Source organism: Streptomyces polyasparticus (genome assembly GCF_014493765.1).
Taxonomy (GTDB): Bacteria; Actinomycetota; Actinomycetes; order Streptomycetales; family Streptomycetaceae; genus Streptomyces; species Streptomyces polyasparticus.
This window is the reverse complement of the sequence record NZ_JACTVJ010000005.1, coordinates 531745-555587: the sequence shown is the minus strand read 5'-3', so window position 1 is coordinate 555587 and position 23843 is coordinate 531745. Positions and strand designations below refer to the sequence as shown.

General features: G+C 71.8%; 20 protein-coding genes. 10 read left to right on the top strand and 10 right to left on the bottom strand.

Annotated elements, in window-relative coordinates; all coding sequences use genetic code 11:
• Positions 1 to 13: 13 nt before the first annotated feature.
• Both H9Y04_RS10855 and H9Y04_RS10850 read right to left on the bottom strand, forming a co-directional pair.
• Positions 14 to 487, bottom strand: coding sequence for a VOC family protein (locus tag H9Y04_RS10855; RefSeq protein ID WP_308800953.1), 474 nt, complete (start codon positions 485 to 487; stop codon positions 14 to 16).
• A gap of 83 nt (positions 488 to 570) precedes the next feature.
• Complete coding sequence (locus H9Y04_RS10850) at positions 571 to 1740, bottom strand: lactate 2-monooxygenase (protein WP_187813521.1); 1170 nt, start codon at positions 1738 to 1740, stop codon at positions 571 to 573.
• A 259-nt stretch (positions 1741 to 1999) separates the two neighbouring features.
• Here H9Y04_RS10850 and H9Y04_RS10845 point away from each other — a divergent pair, with 259 nt between their 5' ends.
• Positions 2000 to 2881 carry a DUF3152 domain-containing protein gene (locus tag H9Y04_RS10845; protein ID WP_187813520.1) on the top strand — a complete coding sequence of 294 codons (882 nt, stop codon included), beginning with the start codon at positions 2000 to 2002 and terminating at the stop codon, positions 2879 to 2881.
• Between the two features lie 56 nt (positions 2882 to 2937).
• On the opposite strand, the gene H9Y04_RS10840 is transcribed toward H9Y04_RS10845, so the two are convergent.
• A complete protein-coding gene (locus H9Y04_RS10840; protein ID WP_187813519.1) occupies positions 2938 to 5178 on the bottom strand; it encodes an ATP-binding protein in 2241 nt (746 codons plus the stop codon).
• 385 nt (positions 5179 to 5563) lie between these two features.
• Entirely contained in the window at positions 5564 to 7756 is a 2193-nt protein-coding gene (katG, locus tag H9Y04_RS10835) for a catalase/peroxidase HPI (protein WP_187813518.1), read from the bottom strand.
• 265 nt (positions 7757 to 8021) lie between these two features.
• Here katG and H9Y04_RS10830 point away from each other — a divergent pair, with 265 nt between their 5' ends.
• Positions 8022 to 8435, top strand: coding sequence for a Fur family transcriptional regulator (locus H9Y04_RS10830; RefSeq protein ID WP_187813517.1), 414 nt, complete (start codon positions 8022 to 8024; stop codon positions 8433 to 8435).
• A 57-nt stretch (positions 8436 to 8492) separates the two neighbouring features.
• Here the strand turns inward: H9Y04_RS10830 and H9Y04_RS10825 are convergent, their stop codons facing one another.
• A complete protein-coding gene (locus H9Y04_RS10825; protein ID WP_187813516.1) occupies positions 8493 to 9503 on the bottom strand; it encodes a lysylphosphatidylglycerol synthase transmembrane domain-containing protein in 1011 nt (336 codons plus the stop codon).
• 301 nt (positions 9504 to 9804) lie between these two features.
• Between H9Y04_RS10825 and H9Y04_RS10820 the strand changes: the two genes are divergently transcribed.
• The 3 genes from H9Y04_RS10820 to H9Y04_RS10810 all read left to right on the top strand — a co-directional run bounded on the left by H9Y04_RS10820 (position 9805) and on the right by H9Y04_RS10810 (position 12225).
• Complete coding sequence (locus H9Y04_RS10820; protein ID WP_187813515.1) at positions 9805 to 10716, top strand: ion transporter; 912 nt, start codon at positions 9805 to 9807, stop codon at positions 10714 to 10716.
• Positions 10717 to 10824: 108 nt separating this feature from the next.
• Entirely contained in the window at positions 10825 to 11391 is a 567-nt protein-coding gene (locus H9Y04_RS10815) for a hypothetical protein (protein ID WP_187813514.1), read from the top strand.
• Positions 11392 to 11463: 72 nt separating this feature from the next.
• Entirely contained in the window at positions 11464 to 12225 is a 762-nt protein-coding gene (locus H9Y04_RS10810) for a bestrophin-like domain (RefSeq protein ID WP_187813513.1), read from the top strand.
• A gap of 7 nt (positions 12226 to 12232) precedes the next feature.
• Here H9Y04_RS10810 and H9Y04_RS10805 read toward each other — a convergent pair whose 3' ends face one another.
• The 3 genes from H9Y04_RS10805 to H9Y04_RS10795 form a co-directional block, all read right to left on the bottom strand.
• Positions 12233 to 13609 (bottom strand): L,D-transpeptidase, encoded by a 1377-nt coding sequence (locus tag H9Y04_RS10805; RefSeq protein ID WP_236070713.1) that lies wholly within the window; start codon positions 13607 to 13609, stop codon positions 12233 to 12235.
• Between the two features lie 167 nt (positions 13610 to 13776).
• The gene (locus H9Y04_RS10800; RefSeq protein ID WP_187813512.1) at positions 13777 to 14442 is read right to left on the bottom strand and encodes a response regulator; all 666 of its coding nucleotides are present in this window, start codon (positions 14440 to 14442) and stop codon (positions 13777 to 13779) included.
• Positions 14439 to 15755, bottom strand: a complete 1317-nt coding sequence (locus H9Y04_RS10795; protein WP_308800937.1) for a sensor histidine kinase — start codon at positions 15753 to 15755, stop codon at positions 14439 to 14441. Before H9Y04_RS10795 ends, H9Y04_RS10800 begins: the two co-directional genes overlap by 4 nt.
• 214 nt (positions 15756 to 15969) lie before the next feature.
• On the opposite strand from H9Y04_RS10795, the gene H9Y04_RS10790 reads away from it, so the two are divergent.
• The 4 genes from H9Y04_RS10790 to H9Y04_RS10775 all read left to right on the top strand — a co-directional run bounded on the left by H9Y04_RS10790 (position 15970) and on the right by H9Y04_RS10775 (position 20275).
• Entirely contained in the window at positions 15970 to 16914 is a 945-nt protein-coding gene (locus tag H9Y04_RS10790) for an ABC transporter ATP-binding protein (protein ID WP_187813511.1), read from the top strand.
• Complete coding sequence (locus tag H9Y04_RS10785) at positions 16911 to 18461, top strand: ABC transporter permease subunit (protein ID WP_187813510.1); 1551 nt, start codon at positions 16911 to 16913, stop codon at positions 18459 to 18461. Before H9Y04_RS10790 ends, H9Y04_RS10785 begins: the two co-directional genes overlap by 4 nt.
• Complete coding sequence (locus H9Y04_RS10780; protein WP_236070712.1) at positions 18454 to 19299, top strand: ABC transporter permease; 846 nt, start codon at positions 18454 to 18456, stop codon at positions 19297 to 19299. Before H9Y04_RS10785 ends, H9Y04_RS10780 begins: the two co-directional genes overlap by 8 nt.
• Before the next feature lie 190 nt (positions 19300 to 19489).
• Positions 19490 to 20275, top strand: a complete 786-nt coding sequence (locus H9Y04_RS10775; RefSeq protein ID WP_308800936.1) for an alpha/beta fold hydrolase — start codon at positions 19490 to 19492, stop codon at positions 20273 to 20275.
• Between the two features lie 130 nt (positions 20276 to 20405).
• Here H9Y04_RS10775 and H9Y04_RS10770 read toward each other — a convergent pair whose 3' ends face one another.
• Positions 20406 to 22316, bottom strand: coding sequence for a P-loop ATPase, Sll1717 family (locus H9Y04_RS10770; protein ID WP_187813508.1), 1911 nt, complete (start codon positions 22314 to 22316; stop codon positions 20406 to 20408).
• Positions 22317 to 22403: 87 nt separating this feature from the next.
• Between H9Y04_RS10770 and H9Y04_RS10765 the strand changes: the two genes are divergently transcribed.
• Positions 22404 to 22985 carry a PDZ domain-containing protein gene (locus H9Y04_RS10765; RefSeq protein WP_187813507.1) on the top strand — a complete coding sequence of 194 codons (582 nt, stop codon included), beginning with the start codon at positions 22404 to 22406 and terminating at the stop codon, positions 22983 to 22985.
• On the opposite strand, the gene H9Y04_RS10760 is transcribed toward H9Y04_RS10765, so the two are convergent.
• Positions 22978 to 23727, bottom strand: coding sequence for a phosphodiesterase (locus H9Y04_RS10760; protein WP_187813506.1), 750 nt, complete (start codon positions 23725 to 23727; stop codon positions 22978 to 22980). The genes H9Y04_RS10765 and H9Y04_RS10760 overlap by 8 nt on opposite strands.
• Positions 23728 to 23843 lie beyond the last annotated feature (116 nt).

The following is a 23843-nucleotide window of genomic DNA, read 5'->3' as shown; positions in this document are numbered from 1 at the left end:
CCCTTACGTGCGCTCAGTCCAGGCAGAACTCGTTGCCCTCGATGTCCCGCATGTTGATGCACGCGTCGTATCCGTCGTAGAGGAGTCGGTCGCGGACCGCGCCGAGGGGGAGCAGGCGGGCGCACTCGGCTTCGAGGGCGGCCAGGCGCTCCTCGCCGACCAGGCCGGTGGCGATCCGGACGTCGAGGTGGACCCGGTTCTTGACGGCCTTGCCCTCGGGGACGCGCTGGAAGTAGAGGCGCGGGCCCACGCCGGAGGGGTCCTGGCAGGCGAACGAGGAGTCCCGTTCGTCGGCCGGCTGTGCCAGGTTGTACGCGTCCCAGCTGGCGAAGCCCTCCGGCGGCGGGGGGACTTCGTACCCGAGCACCTCGCACCAGAACCGGGCGAGGCGCTCGGGGGCCGCGCAGTCGAAGGTGACCTGGACCTGTCTGACCGTGGGCGCCTGCCTGCCCGCAGGAGCTTGCGTGACGGAAGGCGCCTGCGTCACGGAAGGTGCCTGCGTGACGGAAGGTGCCTGTTGGGCCGCATGCGACTGCTCTCGCGAAGTCATCGGCGCACCCTAGCAACCGGCTAGCGGTGGTGTTCGACGAGGTCGGCGGGGCTCAGCGAACCGGGGCTCGTATGCCCGGACAGGGCCAGGGTGAGGTCGAGTTCGGCGAGGAGGCAGCGGATGACGTGCTCGACGCCCGGCTGCCCGTCCAGGCCAAGGCCGTACGCGTACGGGCGGCCGATCAGCACCGAACGGGCGCCGAGCGCAAGGGCCTTGGCGATGTCGTCGCCGCTGCGGATACCGCTGTCGAACAGGACCGTGAGCCGGTCGCCGACCGCATCGGCCACCTTCGGCAGGGCATCGGCGGCGCCGATCGATCCGGCCACCTGGCGGCCCCCGTGGTTGGAGACGATCACACCGTCCATGCCCGACTCGGCGGCCTGCCGTGCGTCGTCGGGGTGCAGGATGCCCTTGAGGACGATCGGACCGTCCCAGTGCTCCCGCAGAAAGGCCAGGTCGGGCCAGGTCTTCGACGGGTCCGAGAACATGCCGACGAAATGCATCACGGCCGCGTTCGGGTCCTCGTGCACGGGCTTGGCCAGGCCCGCCTGGAACGCCGGGTCGCTGAAGTAGTTGGCCGTGCCGACGCCGTGCAGGAAGGGCAGATACGCCTCGTCGAGGTCGCGCGGACGCCAGGCCAGCATCGGGGTGTCAAGGGTGACGACCAGGACCGAGAACCCGGACGCCTTCGCCCGGCCGAGGAAGCTGCGGGCGATCTCGGGATCCTTCGGCCAGTACAGCTGGAACCAGCGCTCGGCGTCCCCCATCGCCTCCGCCACCTCCTCCATCGGGGTGCTCGAAGCGGACGACAGGATGTACGGGACCCCTTGTGCGGCGGCCGCGCGGGCTGCGGCCTTCTCGCCCTCCGGGTGCATGATCGACAGCACGCCCACCGGGGCGAGCGCGAGCGGCGCGGGCAGGGTGCGCCCCAACACCTCGACGGACAGGTCGCGTTCGCTGACGTCCCTGAGCATCCGCGGCACGATCTGCCGCCGGTCGAGGGCCGCGCGGTTGGCGGCCGCGGTGCTGCCGCTGCCCGCGCTGCCGGCCACATAGCCGACGGCCCGGGGCGGAAGCCGGTGCGCGGCCAGCTCTTCGAGGCGGGTCAGGTCGGTGGGCAGCCGGGGCGCGGACCCTGTCATGCCGTTCAGATAGATCTCGTACTGGAAGTCGGCCCAGCGCTTTCCCATGGCGGTCCCCTCCGAGGCAGTGCTGTGGTGGCGTACGTGCTGCGGGGCCGAGTCTGCCTGTCGATCCGGGCGGTGGGGAGAGGCCGGTCCGGGGTACCGGGCGTCGCATCCGGACTCCGCCCGTCCGTTCCGTAGCCATATCGCGGGTCATGCCTGCCACCTGCCCAACTGTCCGCCAGTTCGCCTCCTTCTCGCGCGGTGAGGTATATGCACAGGGTGCGCCGGTGATCTTGGCCGCGTACGGGGAGGGGAACGACCGATGGGAAAGCGTGCTGACCGGAAGCAGCGCACCACGCGACGGCGGCGCAAGGGGAGCCGGGCCCGGATAGCGTGCGGGGTCGCTCTGCTGGCCGTGATGATGGCCGGCGCCGGAGCCGCCGTGGCGCACTACCGGGACACGGGCGTGCGGGAGCGGCCCGTCGCGGACGCCGAGCCGGTGATCCTCGAGACCCCGGCGACGCACACACCCGCGCGCTCGCCCTCGCCCTCGCCGAGCCCGTCCGCGTCGAAGAAGCCCGAGCCCTCGGCGAGTTCCTCGCCGAGTCCGAGTCCGAGCAGCACCCGGATCGACGTGCCCGCCGTGGGCCCCGGCACCTTCCGTACGGCACAGGCCGACAGCTCCGTGGTCGGTGAGGGTGCCCGCGTGCGGCGCTACAAGGTGGTCGTCGAGGACGGGATCGCCATCGACCCGGGCGCGGCCGCCGACGAGGTCGCCGCGATCCTCGGGGACGAGCGGGGCTGGACCGAGGACGGGGTCAACTCGTTCCGGCTCGTCGGCTCGGGCTCGTACGACTTCGTGGTGAAGATCGCGACGCCGGGCACCGTGGACCGCATCTGCGGGGCCGCCGGGCTGCTCACGCGCGGTGAGGTCAACTGCAGTGTCGGTACGGATGTGGTGGTCAACCTCAAGCGGTGGGTGCTCGGTTCGCCGGAGTTCGCGGGACCGATCGGCGAGTACCGCGCACTGATCGTCAACCATGAGGTGGGGCACCGGATCGGGCACGGCCACGAGACCTGCCCCGGCCCCGGCAGGCCCGCACCGGCGATGATGCAGCAGATCAAGGGCCTGCAGGGGTGTGTGGCCAACGCGTGGCCGTACGACGGGTCGGGCAAGTATCTCGGCGGGCCGTCCGTGCCTTGAGCCGTAGGGACGGCCTCGGCCGGACGCACGTCAGGGCCGGGCACACCTCGACCGGCTCAGGACGCGCCGTCGAGCCGCTCGGCGATGTCCTGGCGGGACCCGACGCCGAGCTTGGCCAGGATGTGCTCCACGTGGACGTCGACCGTGCGCTTGGACAGGACGAGCCGTTCGGCGATCTCGCGGTTGCTGAGGCCCTGGGCGACCAGCTCGGCGACCTCGCGTTCCCGCGGGGTGAGGGGCTTGTGCGCCTTGCCGGCCGGGAGTTCGGGAGCCAGACCGCCCGTGGTGGCCCGCTCGACGACCGAGCCGACGGGGTGAGTGGCGCCGTCCTGCCAGCGCGCCGTGAAACGCTCCTCACCCAGGGTGTCCCGGAGCTCGCGTTCGATGTCCAGGTGCCGCTGCTCCATCACGGGGTTGCCGATCAGGCGTCCGCCCAGGCGCTGCCACTGGGTGTCGGCCGCGCCCATGAGCCAGGCGGCGTTGTCGAGGCGCTTGGTGCGGAACGCGATCCACGCCTGAAGCTCCAGGTTGCAGGCGAAGCCCAGGATGTCACCCATGACGGTCTCGATGCCCAGGGCCGCGACGGACGAGGCCGTACTGCCGGGATAGTCGGCGAGTTCGAAAAGGGACAGGGCCCGGACGTAGTAGAGGGCCGCATGGAGCCATCCCGGTTCGATGCCGTTGTCGGCAAGCAGCCGGAGGTTGCGCTCACACATCTCCAGAGCCCCACGGGCCTCGCCGCTGGCCACCTGGATGTACCCCTGCTGCACCTCGAGGACCAACGCCCCGCTCAGATCGCCGGAGGCACGCAGGGCGGGGGAGCCGTGCTCCAGCGCGGCGAAGGCCTCCTGGAACTTGCCGACGGCCAGCGCGGCCATATGCATCACCTGGTACGCCCGGCCCTTGAGCTCGGGCTCGCCGATCGCCGTGGCGATGGCAGACGCCTCCTGGGCCATCGGATAGGTCGAGGGGTCGGCCTGCGCCGCGGCCAGATAGGCGTTCGTCGCCAGCACCCAGGCCCGCTCCGACGTGCCCGGCGCGAGATGGTCGGCGATCCGGTCGCACCAGTAACGGCCTTCCGTGTTCTTGCCGGGGATGAGCCAGTACATCCACAGCGACCGGGCGAGCAGCGCCGCCTGCTGGTACCGGCCCGCGTCGATCGCGTTCTCCAGGGCCGCCCGCAGCTGGCCGTCCTGCTGCCGGAGCACGTTGTACCGGGGGATCTGTCCAGGAGCGGCGAAGTCGCGGTCGTAGATACGGGCCAGCTCCGTGTAGTAGACGCAGTGGGCCTCCCGCAGGCCGTCCCGGCTGCCCGCGGTCTGCGCCAGCTCGGCGCCGTACTCGCGGATCATGTCCAGCATCCGGTAGCTCTCGCCGTCGCGGATGAGCACGCTCTTGTCCACGAGGCCCGCAAGGGACTCCACGAGCTCGGCCGGGTCCAGGATCCCGCCGGCGCATACGTACTGCGCCGCGTCGAAGTCGAAGGGCCCCGAGAACACCGAAAGCCGTTCCCACAGGACCTGTTCGGCCTGTGTGCACAGGCCGAAGCTCCAGTCGATGGCAGCCCGCAGCGTTTCGTGGCGCGGGGTGCCGCCGCGCAGCCGTGCGAGCAGCGGCACCCCGTTCGCGAAGTGCTCGATCAGCACGGACAGCGGCAGTGCGCGCAGCCGCACCGCGGCCAGCTCGATGGCCAGCGGCATCCCGTCCAGGGAACGGCACAGCCGCGTCGCCTGCTGCCGGGCCTCCTCGTCCATGGTCAGGCCGGGAACGGCGGCCTGGGCCCGGCGCACGAACAGCTCCAGCGCGTCGCCTCCGTCCGCCTGTACGCGTAGCGGCTCGACGCTGAAGACGTGCTCCCCCGACACGTTGAGGGACTGCCGGCTGGTGGCGAGGACCGTCACTCCGCCCGCGTGCCGCAGCAGGGCCTGCGCCAGTTCGGCGCAGGCGTCCACGAGGTGCTCACAGGTGTCGAGCACAAGGAGCGAGTGGCCCGACTGCAGTCTGCGGACGACCGCTTCGAGTGCGGACACCGCTTCGCCCTGGGCCAGACCGAGCGCGGACGCCACGGTGTGCGGCAGCAGTTCGGGGTCGGTCAGGGCCGAGAGTTCCACCCAGAACGCCTCCTGCCCCGAGGTGTCACGGGACCGGCGGGCGGCCCGCAGCGCGAGCCGGGTCTTGCCGACGCCGCCGGGCCCGGTGACCGTCACCAGACGCGACTGGGTCAACGCGAGCTCCAGGGCGGCCAGTTCCGCGCCGCGGCCCACGAAGTCGGTGGCCTCCAGGGGAAGGCCTCCCATGGGTCCCACACCCGGCTGGATCACGTTCATCGGCCCCGCACCCGGCTCCCGCGTCACTTGCCATCCCTTTCATCGGCTCCGGCCTCGGGGTGCGCCGAGTGAAGCTCCGCTCCACAACTCCCCGCCTTCGTCACCAGTTTGGCCTCCGGACCGCCTCTCCCGCTCGGATCCGGCGTGCTTGGCGAGGACTCCCCGGGATCCCGCGCGACGATTTCCGAACGCCCGCGCGAGGACCGCCGGACTGTACGCAGGAGCGGGCGCGGAGCCGCACGGAGAACAACTGTGGCCCTGTCCCGGGGAGTTACCCGGGACAGGGCCACAGTGCTCGGTCAGCGAGCCTCAGCGAACCTCAGTGAGGCTCAGGAAGCCCCCACCAGGCACCCGCTCAGGCGCGGATGTCGAACCGGTCCAGGTCCATGACCTTGGCCCAGGCGGCGACGAAGTCGCGCACGAACTTCTCCTTGGCGTCGTCGCTCGCGTACACCTCGGCGAGGGCACGGAGCTCGGAGTTGGAGCCGAAGACCAGGTCGGCGCGGGTACCCGTCCACTTGACGGCACCCGAGGCGTCACGGCCCTCGAACTCGTCCTGCGCGGCGGACGTGGACTTCCAGGTGACGTCCATGTCGAGCAGGTTGGCGAAGAAGTCGTTGCTCAGCGTGCCGACCTTGTCGGTGAGCACACCGTGCTTCGAACCGCCCGCGTTCGCACCGAGGACACGCAGACCGCCGACGAGGACGGTCATCTCCGGAGCGGACAGGGTCAGCAGGTTGGCGCGGTCGAGCAGCAGGAACTCGGCCGGCAGGCGGTTGCCCTTGCCGACGTAGTTGCGGAAGCCGTCGTACTGCGGCTCCAGGGCGGCGAAGGACTCGACGTCCGTCTGCTCCTGCGAGGCGTCGACACGGCCCGGCGTGAACGGGACCTCGACGGCCACGCCGCCGTCCTTGGCGGCCTGCTCGACGGCCGCGGTGCCCGCGAGGACGACCAGGTCGGCGATCGAGACGGGCTTGCCGAAGGAGGCCTTGATGCCCTCCAGGACGCGCAGCACCTGGGCGAGCTCGTCCGGGTTGTTGACCTCCCAGCCGCGCTGCGGCTCGAGGCGGATACGGCCGCCGTTGGCGCCACCGCGCTTGTCGCTGCCGCGGAAGGAGGCGGCGGCGGCCCAGGCGGCACCGACCAGCTGCGAGACCGTCAGGTCCGAGGCGAGGATCTGCTCCTTGAGCGCGGCGACGTCCGCGGCGCTCAGGGCCTCACCCTGCTGCGCGGGCAGCGGGTCCTGCCAGATGAGCTCCTCGGAGGGGACCTCCGGGCCGAGGTAGCGGACGACCGGACCCATGTCACGGTGCGTCAGCTTGTACCAGGCGCGGGCGAAGGCGTCCGCGAACTGGTCCGGGTTCTCGTAGAAGCGGCGCGAGATCTGCTCGTAGACCGGGTCGAAGCGCAGCGACAGGTCGGTGGTGAGCATCTGCGGCTTGTGCTTCTTGGTCTCGTCGAAGGCGTCCGGAACGATCTCCGGAGCGTCCTTGGCGACCCACTGGTGGGCACCGGCGGGGCTCTGCGTGAGCTCGTACTCGTACTCGAAGAGGTGCTTGAAGAAGTCGTGGCCCCACTTGGCGGGCGTGGTGGTCCAGGTGACCTCCAGGCCGGACGTGATCGCGTCCTTGCCGACGCCCGTGTTGTACGTGGAGGCCCAGCCGAGACCCTGCTGCTCGATCGAGGCGCCCTCGGGGTCGGCGCCCACGTTGTCCGCGGGTCCTGCGCCGTGGGTCTTGCCGAAGGTGTGGCCACCGGCGATGAGGGCGACGGTCTCCTCGTCGTTCATCGCCATCCGGCGGAAGGTCTCACGGATGTCGCGGGCCGCGGCGACCGGGTCCGGGTTGCCGTTGGGGCCCTCGGGGTTGACGTAGATGAGGCCCATCTGCACGGCGCCGAGCGGGTTCTCCAGCTCGCGGTCGCCGGTGTAGCGCTCGTCGTCGAGCCAGACCTTCTCGGGACCCCAGTAGACGTCCTCCTCCGACTCCCAGACGTCCTCGCGGCCGCCGGCGAAGCCGAAGGTCTTGAAGCCCATGGTCTCCAGGGCGACGTTACCGGTGAGGATCATGAGGTCGGCCCAGGAGATCGCCTGGCCGTACTTCTTCTTCACGGGCCACAGGAGACGGCGGGCCTTGTCCAGGTTGCCGTTGTCCGGCCACGAGTTGAGCGGCGCGAAGCGCTGCTGGCCGGCGCCGGCGCCACCGCGGCCGTCGCTGATGCGGTACGTGCCGGCGGAGTGCCAGGCCATACGGATCATGAGCGGGCCGTAGTTGCCGAAGTCGGCGGGCCACCAGTCCTGCGAAGTGGTGAGCACCTCGGCGATGTCGCGCTTGACGGCCGCGAGATCGAGGTTGTTGAAGGCCTCGGCGTAGTCGAAGTCCTCACCGAGCGGGTTCGCCACGGCCGGGTTCTTCGCGAGGATCTTCAGGTTCAGCCGCTCCGGCCACCACTGCCGGTTGCCGCCGCCCTGGGTGGGGTGCAGCGCACGCTCCCCGTGCGCCACGGGGCAGCCCCCGGTGGGTGCGACGACTTCGTTGTTCTCGGACATGGAATCCCTCCGGACGGGGCGGAATGCGGTGCTCAAGTCTCAAGTGATGCGTCAGGGCCGAGGTCCAGTACGGCAGCTCGTGATGCGCTCCGCACTGCAGCTCTTCCGCGTTGCGCTCTTTGTACTGCATTGAGCTCAATGTCTTGGATCTCGTCGGGCTCGATCCTACAATGGACAGAGTCCAAGTCAAGAAACACGCTAATCCTTGTGGCCGCGATTGTCCTGCCGACCCGGCTGTGCCGATTGAGAAGAATGGTGATCCGAGATGAGCGACCTCCTTGAGCGTCTGCGTGGCCGCGGCTGGCGGATGACCTCGCAGCGCCGCGTCGTGGCGGAGGTGCTCGACGGCGACCATGTGCATCTGACGGCGGACGAGGTGCATGTGCGGGCGGCCGCGAAGCTGCCGGAGATCTCCCGCGCGACCGTCTACAACACGCTCGGCGAGCTGGTCTCGCTCGGCGAGGTCATCGAGGTCTCCACCGACGGCCGCGCCAAGCGCTACGACCCCAATGCGCACCGGCCGCACCAGCACCTGGTGTGCTCGGGGTGCGGCGCCATCCGTGATGTGCGCCCGCAGGGCAATCCGCTGTCGGATCTGCCGGCCGAGGAGCGCTACGGCTTCACGGTCGAGGCGGTGGAGGTCACGTATCGCGGGGTGTGCCCGTCCTGCGCGACCTGATCGCCGCACAGCTGTTTACGGCCGCAGCACTGCTTACGGCTGCAGCGCTTCCTGCGACTACAGCACTTTCTTCCGTACGAGCACCGAAAGCGCCAGCGCCCCCGGCAGCAGGGGCAGCCAGCCGCTGATCACGCGGTAGCCGATCACGGTGGCCGTGGCCAGGGCCATCGGCGTGCCGAAGACGACCAGGGTGAACACCATCGCGGCGTCCACCGGACCGATCCCGCCCGGCGCCGGCACCGCGCCCACCATCGCGCTCGCCGCGAGGTGGGCGAAGATCACGTGGGTCCAGGGCAGCGGCACGCCCAGCGAGGCGGCGACCGCGGCCAGGGTCGCCGCCTGGAACAGCGGCAGCGCGGCCGCACCGCCCCACAGTGCGAGGACCCGGCTCGGCCTGCTGTGCAGCAGCCGCGCGTCGGTGAGCGCCGTGCCGAGGAAGGTCATCAAGGGGCGGCGCAGCGGGTGGACGAACTTGAGCACCAGGGCCACCGTCACGAGGGCCCCCGCCGCGCAGCCGGCGATGATCAGGAAGGTCTCACCCGTGGGCAGCAGCTCGCGCACGGGCAGCGTGTCGGGGAACGCGACCAGGAACACGAGGATCAGGGCGAACTTCGCCACCGGCTTGACCAGCGAATACAGCGCGAGCGAAGCGGTGGCCCTGGCCAGCGGGATTCCGCGGGCCTGCAGAAACCGCAAGGTGACCGCGTGCGCACCGAGCCCGGCCGGCAGCACATGGTTGGCGGCGCCCGCCGCGAACTGCGAGGCGAGCAGCCGGCCCGGCGGCAGCCGCTCGGGGATCGCGCCCTGCCGGATGAACGAGGCACTGACGCTGCACAGGCCGGTGAAGACCACGGCGAGGAACAGGAGTCCTGGGTCGGCGGACGCGAGACGGGCGGTGCCGTCGCGTACGGCGTCCCAGTCGAGCGCCGCCCAGGTCCCGATGAACAGGAGGGGCAGCACGCTGAGGATCAGGCGGACCTGGCGTCCGCCGAAGGGCAGGCGCTTGAGGCGAAGGGCCGGGGAGGCGGGCCCAGGGGCAGGCAGCTCTTCGAGCCGGAGCGGGGACACGGCGCACGTCATCCTTCCGCGTCGTGCCCGCTGCTGGAGAGGCTCTCAGGCGCGGGCCGGTCGGACACAGGGGGAGAGGTCGGGGAAAGGGTTCCCTTTTTGAGCTATTCCCATCCTTGATGACGAATCGGTTTCCCGGAGCGAAATGCACAGTTCCGTACATCACACCGTCAACTCTCGGATCCGATGCGCGCGTTCACCTGGTCATCCCTGCGGGTGAGACCGGCGCGGCAGGTCCGTACGGGGGACCTCACTGGGCGATCTTCATTCCGTCACTGTCCGTGTGCTGTGAAGGAGTGCGATGTCGGTCCATTCGGCGGTTGTGGAGCAGACCGCCCGCGGGGCCCTGGCCGCCCGCTGCCGGAAGATCACCGAGGCCCGCTGGTTCGCGGTCCTCGTGATGAGTCTGATCCTGGCCAACGCGTTGCTGCTCGGTATGGAGACCTACTCGGGCCTGGCCGCAGAGTGGAGCGAGGGACTCCGGCTGGCCGAGCGGCTGTGCCTCCTCGGCTTCACCGTGGAGATCCTGCTGCGGATCGCCGCCCACGCGGACCGGCCGCGCGCCTTCTTCCGCGACCCCTGGAACCTCTTCGATCTCGCGGTGGTCCTCTGCGCGTTCCTGCCGGTGGTGAGCGAGAACACCACCTTGCTCCGGCTCCTTCGCCTGGCCCGGGTGCTGCGCACCGCGCGCTTCCTGCCGCAGCTGCGGGTGCTCCTGGTCGCGGTGGCCCGCAGCCTGCCCGGCACGCTCAGCTTTCTGCTCGTCGGGGCGCTGCTGCTCTATGTGTACGCGATGGTCGGCTGGGTCTTCTTCCACGAGCACGACCCCGCCCACTTCGGCTCGCTCGGCCGCGCGCTGCTGACCCTGCTGCTCCTGATGACGCTCGACGGGCTCGGGGACGCGGTGCACGCGGGCCTGTCGTTCTCGCGCTGGACACTGCTCTATTACGGGGCGTACGTGCTGATGGCCTCCTTCGTCCTGGTCAATGTGCTGATCGGTGTCGTCATCAACTCCCTCGAAGAAGCGAAGGAGTTGGAGCACGAGGAGGAGCAGAGGCAGCAAGGACGGCGGCAGGGGCGCGGCGAGCAGGCCGAGCAGGAGGTCCCCCTGCTGCGGCAGCGCATCGTGGCCGCCCGGCAGGCCCTGGACGACCTGGAGCAGAGCCTGCCCGCCGGGGACCCGGCACGCGCTGCCGGCCACGTCCAGGGGTGAACGCCGTGGGCGCCGCCGGACACGTTCCGTGTCGTACGGCCCGGTTCATCGTTTGATTCGTTTGATCGTTTGATGCGGGACCCCGGCGGTGTGGAGTGAGGGCGGCGGATGGCTGTGCTGTGTCTGGTGGGCCTGGGCGCCTTCGTGGCCCTGACCCCCGTGCAGGTCGCGTCGCAGGTGAACGCCGACGCGGCGGGCGTGGTGCACACGGCCGTGACGGGGCTGGTCGGGGAGTGCCGGGCGGAACCCGCACCGCCCTCCCCGCCGACGCCCGCGTCTCCCGCCGCACCGCAGCCGCATCCCGGCGCGCCGGCCTCCGAACCCCGGGCGCCCGGCACACCGGCCGACGCCGAGCCGCCGGCCCGGGACCGGCCCGCGCCTCCCGGACAGCCCCCTGCGCCGGTCGCCGCCGCCCTGCCACCCTTCGACACCGCGGCGGCCCCTGCTTTCAGGCCCGCACCTTTCGAGCCCGTGCCCCCCGAACTCTCCCCGCCCCCGCGGCCCATGGCGCACGGGCCCACCTTCCCCGTACGCCCCTACCGCTCGGCCCTGGTCAAGCGTCCCGTACCAGGCGGCTTCTCCACCGTCACGCTGATGACCGTGGTCACCGCCCCGGCCGTCCTCGCCGCCGCGGCCCTCAGGCCCGGCGGGCGGGGCCGCTCGGCCAGGGCCTGACCTGGCCGCGGCCCCGGTCCGGGCCCGTGATCGGCAAGTCTCAAGTCCCCTACGCATCCCCGGAGTTGTCCCGTGTCCGAATGGCTGGTCCTCGCCCTCGCCATGGTGTTCGTCTGCGCCGTGGTCATCGCCGTGCCGATGCTGCGGCACCGCACCCAGGCGGCCGCCGAGGACGACACCTCGCAGACGCCCGATGTCATCGAGTACATGGTGATGATGGTCGGCGTGGTCTACGCGATCGTGCTCGGCCTCGCGATCGCCGGGGTCTGGGAGGCCAGGGGTGCGGCGGAGGACTCCGTACGGCGTGAGGCGCAGGCGCTGTACGAGGTGACGCAGCGGGTCGAGGTCTATCCGCCCGAGGTGCGCGACCGGATCCGCGAGCAGGTCGCCGCGTACGCCGCGCACACCGTCCGCAGCGAGTGGCCCCAGCTCACCTCGGGCACCGCACCGTCGGGGCACGGCGCCGAACTCCTTTCGGAGGTACGCGGGGACATCACGCGTCAGGCACCGGCGTCCGATCTGCAGGCGCAGGCCTATCAGCCGCTGCTCGACCAGATCGCGATCGCCGACGACGCCCGGCATGTACGGGTGAGCGCGGCCGAGCCGACGCTGCCGGGCGTGGTGTGGTTCGGCCTGGTCGCGGGCGGGGTGGTGATCGTCGGGCTGATCTTCACGCTGCAGATCCGGCGCTCGGCGCGCGAGCTGCTGCTCGCCGGGGTGTTCAGTGCCTTGATCGTGTTCCTGCTGTTCCTGGTGTGGAACTTCGACGCGCCCTTCGGCCGCTACGGCACCGAATCGGCCGAGCCCTTCCAGGAGTTGATCGTCGGGGTGTGAGGGGTGGTCAGGCCATCGGCGACAGACGCGGGCCCGCGGGCACCTTGTTCGCGGCCTGCACCGTGGAGCCCTTGCGCCACTTCTTCCAGGACAGGTTCCAGTCGCCGTATCCGTTGTCGAAGGGCGTCATGTCCTCGCCGAGGCTGTTGACCACCTGGACGATGTCGCCGGGGCGCACCAGATCGAAGAACCATGCGGCGTTGGACATGCTCATCCCGGTGCAGCCGTGGCTGACGTTGGCGACGCCGTGCGAACCCACCGACCACGGGGCGGCGTGCACGTACTCGCCGCTCCAGGTGACCCGGGTCGCGTAGTGCACCTTCAGGTCGAAGTAGTCGCTGCTGCCGCGCGCGATGCCGATGCCCTCGCCGCGCATCCGCACCAGACGCTCCTTGGCCAGCACCGTCTTGATGCCGTTGCGGGTGCGGTAGCCGGCCTTGCCCGTGGTCACGGGGATGGTGCGGATCTCCTCGCCGTTGCGCAGCACGGTCATCGTGTGCGTGGACGCGTCGGTGATCGCCTCGATACGGTCGCCGATCCTGAGCGTCAGGGGCTTGGACCCGGCTCCGTACACGCCGTCGCCGATGTGCACACCGTCGAGCGCGCTGCGCACCGTGATCTCGGTGTGCGCGGGCCAGAAGGTGCGCGGACGGTAGTGCAGGGTCTGCTCGTCCACCCAGTACCAGGCGCCCTCGACCTGCGGCGAGGAGTTCACCCGCAGCGACTGCTCGATCCGCGCTCGGGCCTCGGTGCGCCGGGCCGGCACGGGCCGGTTGAGCGTGGCGGTGACGGGCTGGCCCACGCCGTACGTACCGGGGCCCGGGCCGAACTCGGCGGTGAGACGGCGGCCTTGAGGCGCCGCCGTACGGAACCGCAGAGTGGAGACGACCGGGTCGCCGGACGGGGACTCGGCGCGCACGGTCGCGCGGTAGCGGAAGCCGGCCGGCACCGCCCAGGTGGAGCGCCAGGTGCGGCCGTCGGCGCTGAGGGCGCCGGCGAGCGCGCTGCCGCGGGAGCCGGTCACGGAGACATCGGTGATGCGGCCGTTGGCCCGCATCGTCAGGGCGAGGCGGCCCGCGAGGGCGACCGGCTGCTCGACCGACTTGCGTCCCGCGGTCATCGGTACGGTCCACGTGTCCGCGCCCGGGTGGCTGATCAGGCAGATCCGGCCGCCGCCGGGAGCGCGGCACAACCCCTTCTTTCCCAGGGCGAGTTGGGTGTCGCGCGGCGCCGACGCCGTGAGCAGCGTGTCGACGGGGCCCTGCGGTGCGACAGCCGTGCCGTGCGGTGCGGCCCCCGTGCCGGGGGAGTGCGCGGCTGCCGCGAGCAGGAGTGCGGCGGTGACGGTGGAGACGGTGCCCAGGGTCCGGATACGTGCGCTCAACGTGACGACTCCTCCAACTCCGAGGGCGCACGAATGAGGGCACCCGGTGTGAAAGATCATCATTAATGACCGGCGTACGGGTGGAGCCCGAACGGGCGCGCGGCGCGAAGGGTTCAGCCCGAACGCAGTAACCCCGGGGCGCGGGGCACGGGTTCGGTCCCGGGCTCTCAGCGGGCGTTGCCGCCCGGGACCACGAGGCCCGACTCGTACGCGGCCACCACCGCCTGCGTGCGGTCCCGCAGTCCCAGCTTGGCCAGGATCCGGCTCACATGGGTCTTCACGGTCTCCTCGCTGACATGCAGCCGGGCCGCGAGCTCCGGGTTGGACAGACCCTCCGCGATCAGCCGGAGCACCTGGGTCTCGCGCGGGGTGAGCGCGGCGAGGTCCGCGGCCGGACGGGCCGAGGGCCGCAGCCGGGCGAACTCGGCGATCAGGCGGCGCGTCACGGTGGGCGCGAGCAGGGCCTCGCCGGCGGCGACCACGCGTACCGCGTCGAAGAGCCGCTCGGCGGTCACGTCCTTCAGGAGGAAGCCGCCCGCTCCCGCGCCGAGCGCGTCGTAGACATGCTCGTCGAGGTCGAACGTGGTCAGCATCAGGACGCGGATGCCGGTGTCGGCGAGCCGAGCCGTGGCCTCGATCCCGTCCATCACCGGCATCCGGACGTCCATGAGGACCAGATCGGGGGTGAGTTCGCGGCAGACGCGGACGGCTTCGGCGCCGTCCTTCGCGGTGCCGACCACCTCGAAGTCGGGCTGGGTGGCGAGCAGCCCGGCGTAGCCCGCGCGGACCAGTTCGTGGTCGTCGGCGATGACGAGGCGGAGCGGTGCGCTCATCGGGTGTCCTTTGTCGTCGGCGCGGTGGACTCGGGGGCTGTGGCCTCGGCGGTGGTCTGGAGGACGGTGGTCTCGGGGGTCGTCTTGAGGGTGGTGGTCTCGGAGGTTGCGGCCTCGGCAGTGCGGGTGCCTCCGGAGCCCTGCGCGGCGGGGGCCGGCAGGCGGGCCTCGATCCGGAAGCCGCCGCCGAGCGCGGGACCCGAGGCCAGTGAGCCGCCGACCATCGCGGCGCGCTCGCGCATCCCGGTCAGGCCGTGGCCGCCGCGCGCGGACGCGGACTTCGGGCCCGGGCCGTTGTCGCGGATCCGCAGATGGAGTGCGGCGTCGGTGTAGTGCAGGGTCACGTCGACGGCCGCGCCCGGCGCATGACGGCGGGCGTTGCTGAGCGCCTCCTGCACGATGCGGTACGCGGTGAGCTCCACGCCCTGGTCGAGCGGGCGGATCCGGCCGCTGACGATCAGACGGGTGGCGCCTCCGCCCGCCTCACGGGCCTCGTCGACCAGCTCGGCGAGCTCCTGCAGACCGGGCTGCGGGCGCCGGGTCGGCGGGGCCTCGGCGTCCTCGCGCAGCACCCCGAGCAGCCGGCGCATCTCGGTCAGCGCGGTGCGGGCGGTGTCGCCGATCGCGAGCAGCCGCTCGGCGCCGGCCGGCGGCATCCCGGCCGTGGTGAGCCGGGCCGTCTCGGCCTGCACGGCGATCATCGAGATGTGATGGGCCACGACGTCGTGCAACTCCCGTGCGATACGGGCCCGTTCGCCGCGCGCCGCATGCTCCTGGAGGGTCTCCGCGATGGCCCGCTCGGTCGCGCTGTGCGCTCGTGCCTCGGCCAGGGCGCGCCGGGTCAGCCCGGTGACGGCCGCGGCCAGCGCGCTCAGACAGACGAGGACGGTGGCCAGGCGGTCCCCGGGGCCGGCCACCGCGTACCCGAGAAAGGGCAGCGGAAGGAGCGTGGACGGCAGCCGCGGACCGTGCCGGCCCGCCGCGTACAGACAGAGCAGGAGCGAGGGCAGTCCGGCCACGAGGAACAGGTGGTACGGGGCGAGCGCGAGCAGTGCCGAGGCCGCGGTGATCACGGCCGACCACAGGGGCTGCGTGCGCACCGCGGCCAGCGGCACGGTCATGCCGAGCGCGAGGAACAGGGCCGGCGGGAAGCGGCCGTCGGTGTAGTAGGTGCGCAGGGTGAGCTCGGCGAGCGCGGCGAGGGCCAGGGCGGCGGCCGCGTACACCGGGGCGGCCGGGGACGAGAGGCGCGCGGCCGGGATGGAGAGCCGGCCGGGCGCGATGCGCGGGAATCTTCTGCTGCCGAGCCGCACCCACCCCTCCGTTCCCGAGCCTCGGACACCTGCCGGGCCCTGGGCCCTTGTGACGGATCGGCGCGGGCCGGTCCCGGGGGGCACCGCACCCGGGTCGCTCCGACCCGTCCATTGTCACCGAACCGGGGGCCGGGCGAGTCCCTCACGTGGGGGATACGAAGACGGCTCCGACGCGTGACGCCCCGCGGGCCCGCGCTCCCTAGCCTCACTGAGCATGGACAGCATTGATGGCACCGTTCAGGTGCGCGGACTGCGCAAGCGGTTCGGGTCCGTCACGGCACTCGACGGGCTCTCCTTCACGGTCACCCCGGGGCAGGTCACGGGGTTCGTCGGGCCGAACGGCGCCGGCAAGTCGACCACCATGCGGATCATGCTCGGCCTCGACTCGGCCGACGCCGGCGAGGCGCTGATCGGCGGCCGCGCCTATCACGCACTGCGCACCCCGCTGCACGAGGTCGGCGCCATGCTCGACGCGTCCGCCGTGCACCCCAGCCGGCGCGGCCGCGACCATCTCCTGTGGCTCGCGCACTCGCACCGTATTCCGGTACGCCGCGTGGACGAGGTCCTCGAACAGGTGGGCCTCGCCTCGGCCGGGCGCCGCCGGGCCGGCGGTTACTCGCTCGGCATGCGGCAGCGGCTGGGGATCGCCTCCGCGCTGCTCGGCGACCCGCCCGTGCTGCTCTTCGACGAACCCGTCAACGGACTCGACCCCGAGGGCATCCGCTGGATCCGCGGCTTTCTGCGCTCGCTCGCCCGCGAGGGCCGTACGGTCCTCGTCTCCAGCCATCTGATGAGTGAACTCGAGGACAGCGCAGACCACTTGGTGGTCGTCGGCCGCGGCCGCGTGATCGCCGACACCAGCGTGCGCGAGCTGCTCGCCACCGCGTCCGGCGACCGGGTGTCCCTGCGTACCGACGCCCGTACGGAGGCGATGACCGTGCTCGCCGCCGCGGGTGCGACCGTCGCGTCGACCGGACGGGACACCCTGACGGTGTCCGGGCCGAGCGCCGAGAAGGTGGTGCAGCTGCTCAGCGGGGCCGGGGTGCCGTTCTCCGAGATCTCCGCACACCGGGCCACGCTCGAAGAGGCCTATATGGAACTGACCGGGGACGTCCTGGAGTTCGCGGCCGCGCCGGTGGACGAGGAGGACGCGCGATGACCGACACCCAGACGCCGCCGGTCACGCCGTACCGCTCCACCGCGGTGCCCGCCGGCCGTGACGGGTTCGTACAGCTGCTGCGGGCCGAGTGGACGAAGCTGCGGACGGTGCGGCGGTGGGGTCTCACGCTGCTCGGCGCGGTGCTCGTGACGGTGCTCGTCTCCGTGTTCGCCGCGACCAGCTCGAAGGTGCAGTTCGCCGGCGGCGGCGACCGCGGCCCTGAGCCCACCGGGCCCGGCGGCGTGCGGATCGTCGACTCCTTCCGGTATGCCCACCAGGCGCTGCCCGGCGACGGAACGATCACCGTACGGCTCGCGGAGTTCCGTACCGGCGAAGGGAGCACGCCCGAGTGGGGCAAGGCGGGTGTGCTGATCAAGAAGGACGCGGCGCCCGGAGCCTCGTATGCCGCGCTGATGCTCACTCCGGGGCACGGCGTACGGCTGCAGAACGACTTCGTGCACGACCGGGCGGGCAGCAACTCCCCGGCCGGCGAGCCACGCTGGCTGCGCCTGACCCGCGACGGCACCACGCTCACCGGGTACGAGTCGGCCGACGGCAAGGAGTGGAGCGAGGTCGGCGCGGTGACGGTGCCGGGACTCACGGGCACCGTCCAGGTCGGTCTGTTCGTGGCCTCGCCGATGGTGGACACGATGGACCGCCAATTCGGCTCCGTCTCGGTCAGCTCGGAGCCTTCGCGGTCCACGGCCGTCTTCGACGACGTCACGGTGGACGGCGGCAGCGGCGACTGGCGCCACACCGATGTCGGCGAACAGCCGGGCGGCGACGGGCAGTCGAGCGGGCCCGTCGGCGGCGAGGGCGAGTCGAGCGAGTCCGGCGGGCGGTTCACCCTCACCGGGTCCGGTGACATCGCGCCCGCCCAGTACAACACCGACCTCGCCGCGATGAGCCTCAGCGGTACGCAGCTGGGTCTCGTCCTGATCGCCGCACTGGGCGTCCTGTTCATCACCGCCGAATACCGGCGCGGCATGATCCGTACGACCTTCGCGGCCAGTCCGCGGCGCGGCCGGGTCCTGGTCGCCAAGGCGGTGGTGATCGGTGTGACGGCCTTCGCCGCCGGGCTGGTCGCTTCGGTGGCGTCCTTCCTGATCGCCCAACCGATCCTGAAGGCGAACGGGCACAAGCCACCCCGGTTCCCCGAACTCCAGCTCACCGACGGACCGGTGCTGCGCGCCGTGCTCGGCTCCGCCGTACTGCTCGCCCTGATCGCGGTGCTCGCGCTCGGACTCGGCGCGCTGCTGCGGCGTACGGCGGGCGCGGTGGCCACGGTCGTGGTGCTGTTCGTCGCGCCGCTGGTCCTGGTGACCACGCTGCCGATCGGATTCGCGCAGTTCCTGCAGCAGTTCACGCCGCTGGCAGGGTTCGCCGTCCAGGAGACCCTGACGCGCTACGACCACGTGGCCACACTGTGTCTGCCGGAGGAGGGCTGCTATCCGCAGGGGCCCTGGATCGGCATCGGCACGCTGCTCCTGTACGCGGTGGCCGTGCTCGGGCTCGCGGTCTGGCGGGTACGGAGGCGGGATGTCTGAGGCCCTGCTCACGGGTGCGCCCCGGGTGACCGCCCGGGGCGCGGGACGGATGACCGGTGCGGTGCACGCCGAGTGGACCAAACTCCGTACGCTGCACAGCACTTGGTGGCTGCTGCTCGGCATCGTCCTGTGCACGGTCGGCGTCGGCGCCCTGACCACCGGATCGCTCTCGGCCGGCGACTGTCTGGCGCGGCGCACCTGCGACGAGGACACGGTCAAACTGAGCCTCACCGGGGTCTGGGTGGGGCAGGCCGCCATGGCGGTGTTCGGGGTGCTCGCGGTGACGGCGGAGTACGGCACCGGGACCATGCGCGTCACCCTGGCGGCCATTCCCTCGCGGCTGCGGGTGCTCGCCGCCAAGGCCGTGGTCGTGGCGGGGCTCGCGGCGGTGGTGGGGGCCGTCTCGGTCCTTGGCTCGCTCTACTTGGGCCGGGTGCTCGTCCTGGACGCCGGGTTCACCGCCGAGGCCGGCTATCCGCCGATCGGCCTCGGGGACGGGGCCACGCTGCGGGCCGTCGTGGGGGGTGTCCTCTACTACGTGCTCGTCGCGCTGCTCGGGGTCGGGCTCGGGGCGGCCCTTCGGGACACGGCCGGGACGCTGACCGGGGTCTTCCTGCTGCTGTACGGATTCCCGCTGGTGGCGGCGATGTTGTCGGACCCCGACTGGGAGAAGACGGCCAAGCGGCTCTCGCCCACGGAGGCGGGTCTTTCGGTGCTCGCGACCCGCAACCTGGAGGCCTTGCCGATCGGGCCGTGGGCGGGGCTCGGGGTGGCGGCGTCGTGGGCCGTGGGTGTGCTGGTGGTGGGGTGGGCGGTGTTGAAGGGGCGGGATGCGTGAGGGGTGTTCGTGGGCGGTGGGGGTGGCCGGTCCGGTGCGCCGGGCGGGGCCGAGTGCCCGGGCGCTCGGCCTGCGGCCCGCTCCGGGGCGCGATCCCGCTCCGGCTGCGGTACCCCGCTCCTGCTGCGCCCTGCGCTGTCGGTGCGAACGCCTGGCATGTGCCGTTCGACTTCGTGACGGAGGTGTTGCGGTGCGGGAGCTGTTCGTACGGGAAGCAGGGGCGTGGATCCGCTGGCTCCAGCTGAACCCGGCGGCGGGGGATGCCGGGCCCGCCCGTGTCTACGTGCACGGTCTCGGCTGCAGCGCCGCGTCCGACTATGCGGAGGTCGCCACGACGCCACCGCTCGCGGGCCGCGTCGGGCTCCTCGTCGACCTGTTCGGGCACGGGTACAGCGACCGGCCCGTGGACTTCGGGTACCGGATGCGGGAGCAGGCCGATGCGGTGGCCGCCGTGATCGAGCACGTGGGGCTGCGGGATGTGGAGCTGATCGGGCACTCGATGGGCGGCGCGGTCGCCATCGAACTGGCCGCCGCCCGACCCGACTTGATCGCGAAGCTGGTGGTCGCGGAGCCCAACCTCTTTCCCGGCGGCGGCTTCGTCAGCAGCGTGATCGCCTCGCAGGAGGAGCAGGCGTTCGTCGCCGAGGGGTTCGCGCGGATGGTGGCCGGGGAGAAGCTGCCCGATTACGTGGCGCGGCTTCGGCTGGCCGATGCGCTTGCTCTGCATCGCAGTGCTACCGCTTTGGTCGAGGGGACGTCGCCGAGTTGGGGTGCGATGCTGACGGAGCTTTCGCAGCCTCGGGCCTTTGTGGTGGGGGAGCGTACGCGGCCCGATGCGGAGACGGATCTGATGGCGGCGGCGGGGGTGCCGGTGGTGGATGTGCCGGATGCCACGCACAACATGATGATCGACAATCCGGGTGGGTTCGCGGAGGCGGTGGACTTGGCGCTGTCGGCGGCGGAGCCGGGGGTGTAGGTCCGCTCCGCGGGCCCACCGACCCGAGGGTCCGGGGTCGCAGCCCACGGTTTCGGGAAGCGGCGGGGTGGGGGGAGATCCGCCCGCAGCAGGAGCCCACCCCGCACCCCCACGGACCCGCACCCGACAGCTACGCGCTGGAGCCGGCCTCGCCCGTCCCGCCGCTGAGCCCGCCCAAGCGGGCGTTGAGGCCCGTGGCCTGGATGGTGAGTTCGCGGGCGACGGCCTGGGCGCCCAGCTCCTGGGCCTGGTCCTCGAGGCCGCATTCCTGCAGGGCGGTCGACCAGACCCGCAGATGGGCGACCGCTCCCGCGACGTGGCCCTCGGCGTCCTGGAGCGGGGCGCCGGACGGGCCCGTGGGGTCGTCGAGGGCGTCGGCCGTCTCGTGGCGCAGCCGCTGCAGGTGCTGCACGAGATCGTGCCGGGTCTCGCTGGGCAGGCCGCTCGCGCGGGCGATCAGGCGCAGCAGGCGGTCGCAGGCGGCGGCGACGGCGCGCAGCAGGTCGAAGTCGCGGCGCGGCGGTGTGAAGCCGCTGTTCAGGGGCCGGACGCGCAGGGCCGGGCTGTACGGAGTGAGCGGGACGGCGTCCTGGGTCCTGAGGGCCTCGCGGAAGCACGGGTGGATCTGGAACTCCTTCTCGTCCGCCTGCAGCGGCCGGTCGAACCCGCCCGCGTAGACGACCTCGTCACCGCGCCGCACTCCGAGGAAGCCGACTGTGTAGAGGATGTCGATCACCGCCTCCGGTGTGAACGACTCGCTGTACGCGGGAAAGCGGCGTTCCAGATCGCCACGTGCCTGGGCGAGCAGGCTCCCGAGGGACGCCCGGGTGACCACGTATCCGCCGTTGCCGAACAGTCCGAGGAGCGAGTCGAGGAAGGGGTGGGCGACCAGGTACTCCTGGGCCAGGTCCTGGAGCTTCCAGACCGAGAACTGCCGTCCGGCCTCCATCACGTCGCTTTCGGTGATCTGCGTGCGTCCGTTGTGGACGGCCCGATCGCGGCAGAGGTTGAGGTACTGGATCGCGTCGCGGGGGCGGGGCAGGGTCCGCGTGAAGAGGTACGAAGCCGTCTCCTCGCCCTCGACCCGGCGGGGGAAGACCCCTTGCCACAGGTCGGTCTCGCCGAGCCCGGGCCCCACCGACGCCTGGGCGCGGGACAGCGCGAGGCGGCGCAGCTGGGGGACGGGCCAGTCGATGCGCATCTCGTAGCTGCGGAACTTGTCGCCCTCGCCGAACGTGAGCGAGTCGTAGATGTCGGAGCGCAGGAAGACCAGGCAGCGCACCGCGCCGGGGTACTTCACGGCTACGTCCTTCGCGGCGAGAAGCAGCCCGATCACCATCGAGTTGGCGTCGGCCTCTCCCGACCAGACCTTCTCCAGCTGGTCCACGAGCAGCAGGAGGGGCGGATGCGTCCTGGCGCAGTCCAGTTCGCGGAAGGCGAGGGCGACGTGGTCCTCGAGGACCTCCAACTGGCGTACCGCACGGGCGCCTTCGGTCACCGCGTGCCCCAGGTCCACGCCGATCTGGAAGCCGAACGCCCCGAGCTGCAGGCCGTTGGTCTGCAGCCGCTCGCGGCCCTGCGCGGCGAAGTCGGCGAGCCGCGTGCCCGGCAGCTCGCCGTTGTCCCGCAGGAACTTCCGCAGATCCTTGACCGCATCCGGCTCGCGGCGCCCGTGGGTCTTGCGGGCGTGCTCGGTCAGATGGCGCGCGGCATGCAGCGCGAACACGTAGCGCCACATCAGGGACTTGGCGGTGTCGCCCGCGAGCCCCTGCAGTTCGAAGCGGCGGATCTCGTCGCCGGCCGCGTCGTCCGGTGTGATGGTGACGGTCGCACCCGCGTGCCCGCCCTCCGCGCCCAGGTGCACACAGATCGCGCTCTTGCCGGAGCCCTTGCGGCCGATGATCAGCATCTTGCGTCCCGATACGGCGGCGTCGTACGCGGCCGTCTGCAGAAAACCCGCCCGCAACAGTCCGTTTGCCATGTCCTGTTCGGCCTCGTCGTGGCCGAAGTACAGCCGTTCGACGACGGACGGTTCGGTCATGTGTCCCCCTGCCGGTGACGGTTCGTCACTCTTTCGTGAATCGTTCCGCGGCGGCCCGCAGGGTAGAGCATTCCGCGGAGGCCAGCCATGGAACAGACAGTGTTGCGACCCAAGCCGATGCCCGGCCGCGCACCCGCGCCGGGCCACCGTCCGCATGCCGTACGGCGGCGTGCCAGGCGGTTGAGAACCGTACTCGGTGCGACCGTGATCGCGCTTGTCCTCGTGCTCGCGGGCATCGGGCTCGGGACGGTGGGTGCCACCGTGATCGGGATGAGCAAACTCGCCGATCTGCAGAAGCAGGCGGCGGCGCAGGGGCCGCCGGGGGCGTCCGCGGGCAAGAAGGGCGCCGCGCCCGCGCAGACCCAACCCCAGGGCGGCCAGGGCGAGTCGGTGGCGCCCGCGCCCGCGACGATCGGGGTCGAGGCGGTGGATTCTTCCTCGGGCAAGGGCGCCCGCCTGGTGGGCGTCCACCAGCCCGGGCCCGGCTACAGCGCGGGCCTGGTCCGCGGCGATGTGGTCACGTCCTTCGCGGGCAAGTCCGTCGACTCGGCACAGGACCTGGCCCGCGCGGTCGCGGCCGCCCGTCCGGGCAAGGAGGTCCCGATCGCCGTACGGCACGAGAACGGGACGCGTCAGTTCCTGTCGGTGGTCCCGGGGGTGGTCACCTGAGGCCCGCCTGAACGCTGCGGAAGTGGGTGGTCAACCGCCCCTCGTCGTCCAGGACATGGAGCGCGAAACCGGGATCGGCGGCGCGGTCGGCCACCGCGTCGCCCTCCCAGGGCAGCCGCAGCGCCCAGGTCACCCCCGGGCCCACGGCCACCGGGCGGCCGGCGAAGACCGTGGCTGCCGGGGTGTGGGCATGGCCGGTGATCAACGCCCGGATCTGCGGCCGCCGTTCGAGCAGCTCCGCGAGCCGCTCGGGCTCGTGCAGCGGATACGAGTCCGGGAGCGGGGCGTGCAGGGCGACCGGCGGGTGGTGGAAGGCGAGCAGGGCCGGGACCTCGGGACCCAGCGCGTCGAGGGTCCGCCCGATCCACTCGTACGTGTCCGGGGCGAGTCGTCCGTCGTCCTGTCCGGGGATGCTCGTGTCGCACATCAGGACCGCGGTTCCCGCGATCACCTCGGCGCTGTTCACCGGGGCGTCCGATGCCTCCCGTCCGAGCAGCGCCTTGCGGTACGCGGCGCGGACGTCGTGGTTCCCGGGGCAGGTCAGGACCGGATACGGCAGCCCGTCGAGGAGCCGCGCGGCCTCCTCGTACTCGGACTCGGCGCCGGTGTCCGCGATGTCCCCGGTCACGAGCAGGGCGTCCACGGGTATCGCGCGCAGCCGCTCGGTCACGCGCCGGGCGCGCTCGCGGGCGCGGTCCGTTCCGTCGAGGTGGAGATCGCTGATCTGGGCGAGGACGAGCACAGGGCCTCCCAGGGATTAATGGTTGAGACGGATCTAACCGTTAATCCGGGGTGCGGCGCAAGATCCGCCGCAAGGGCCGCCTCCGCCTTCGTGGGAAAACGACGTGGCCAAGGCGT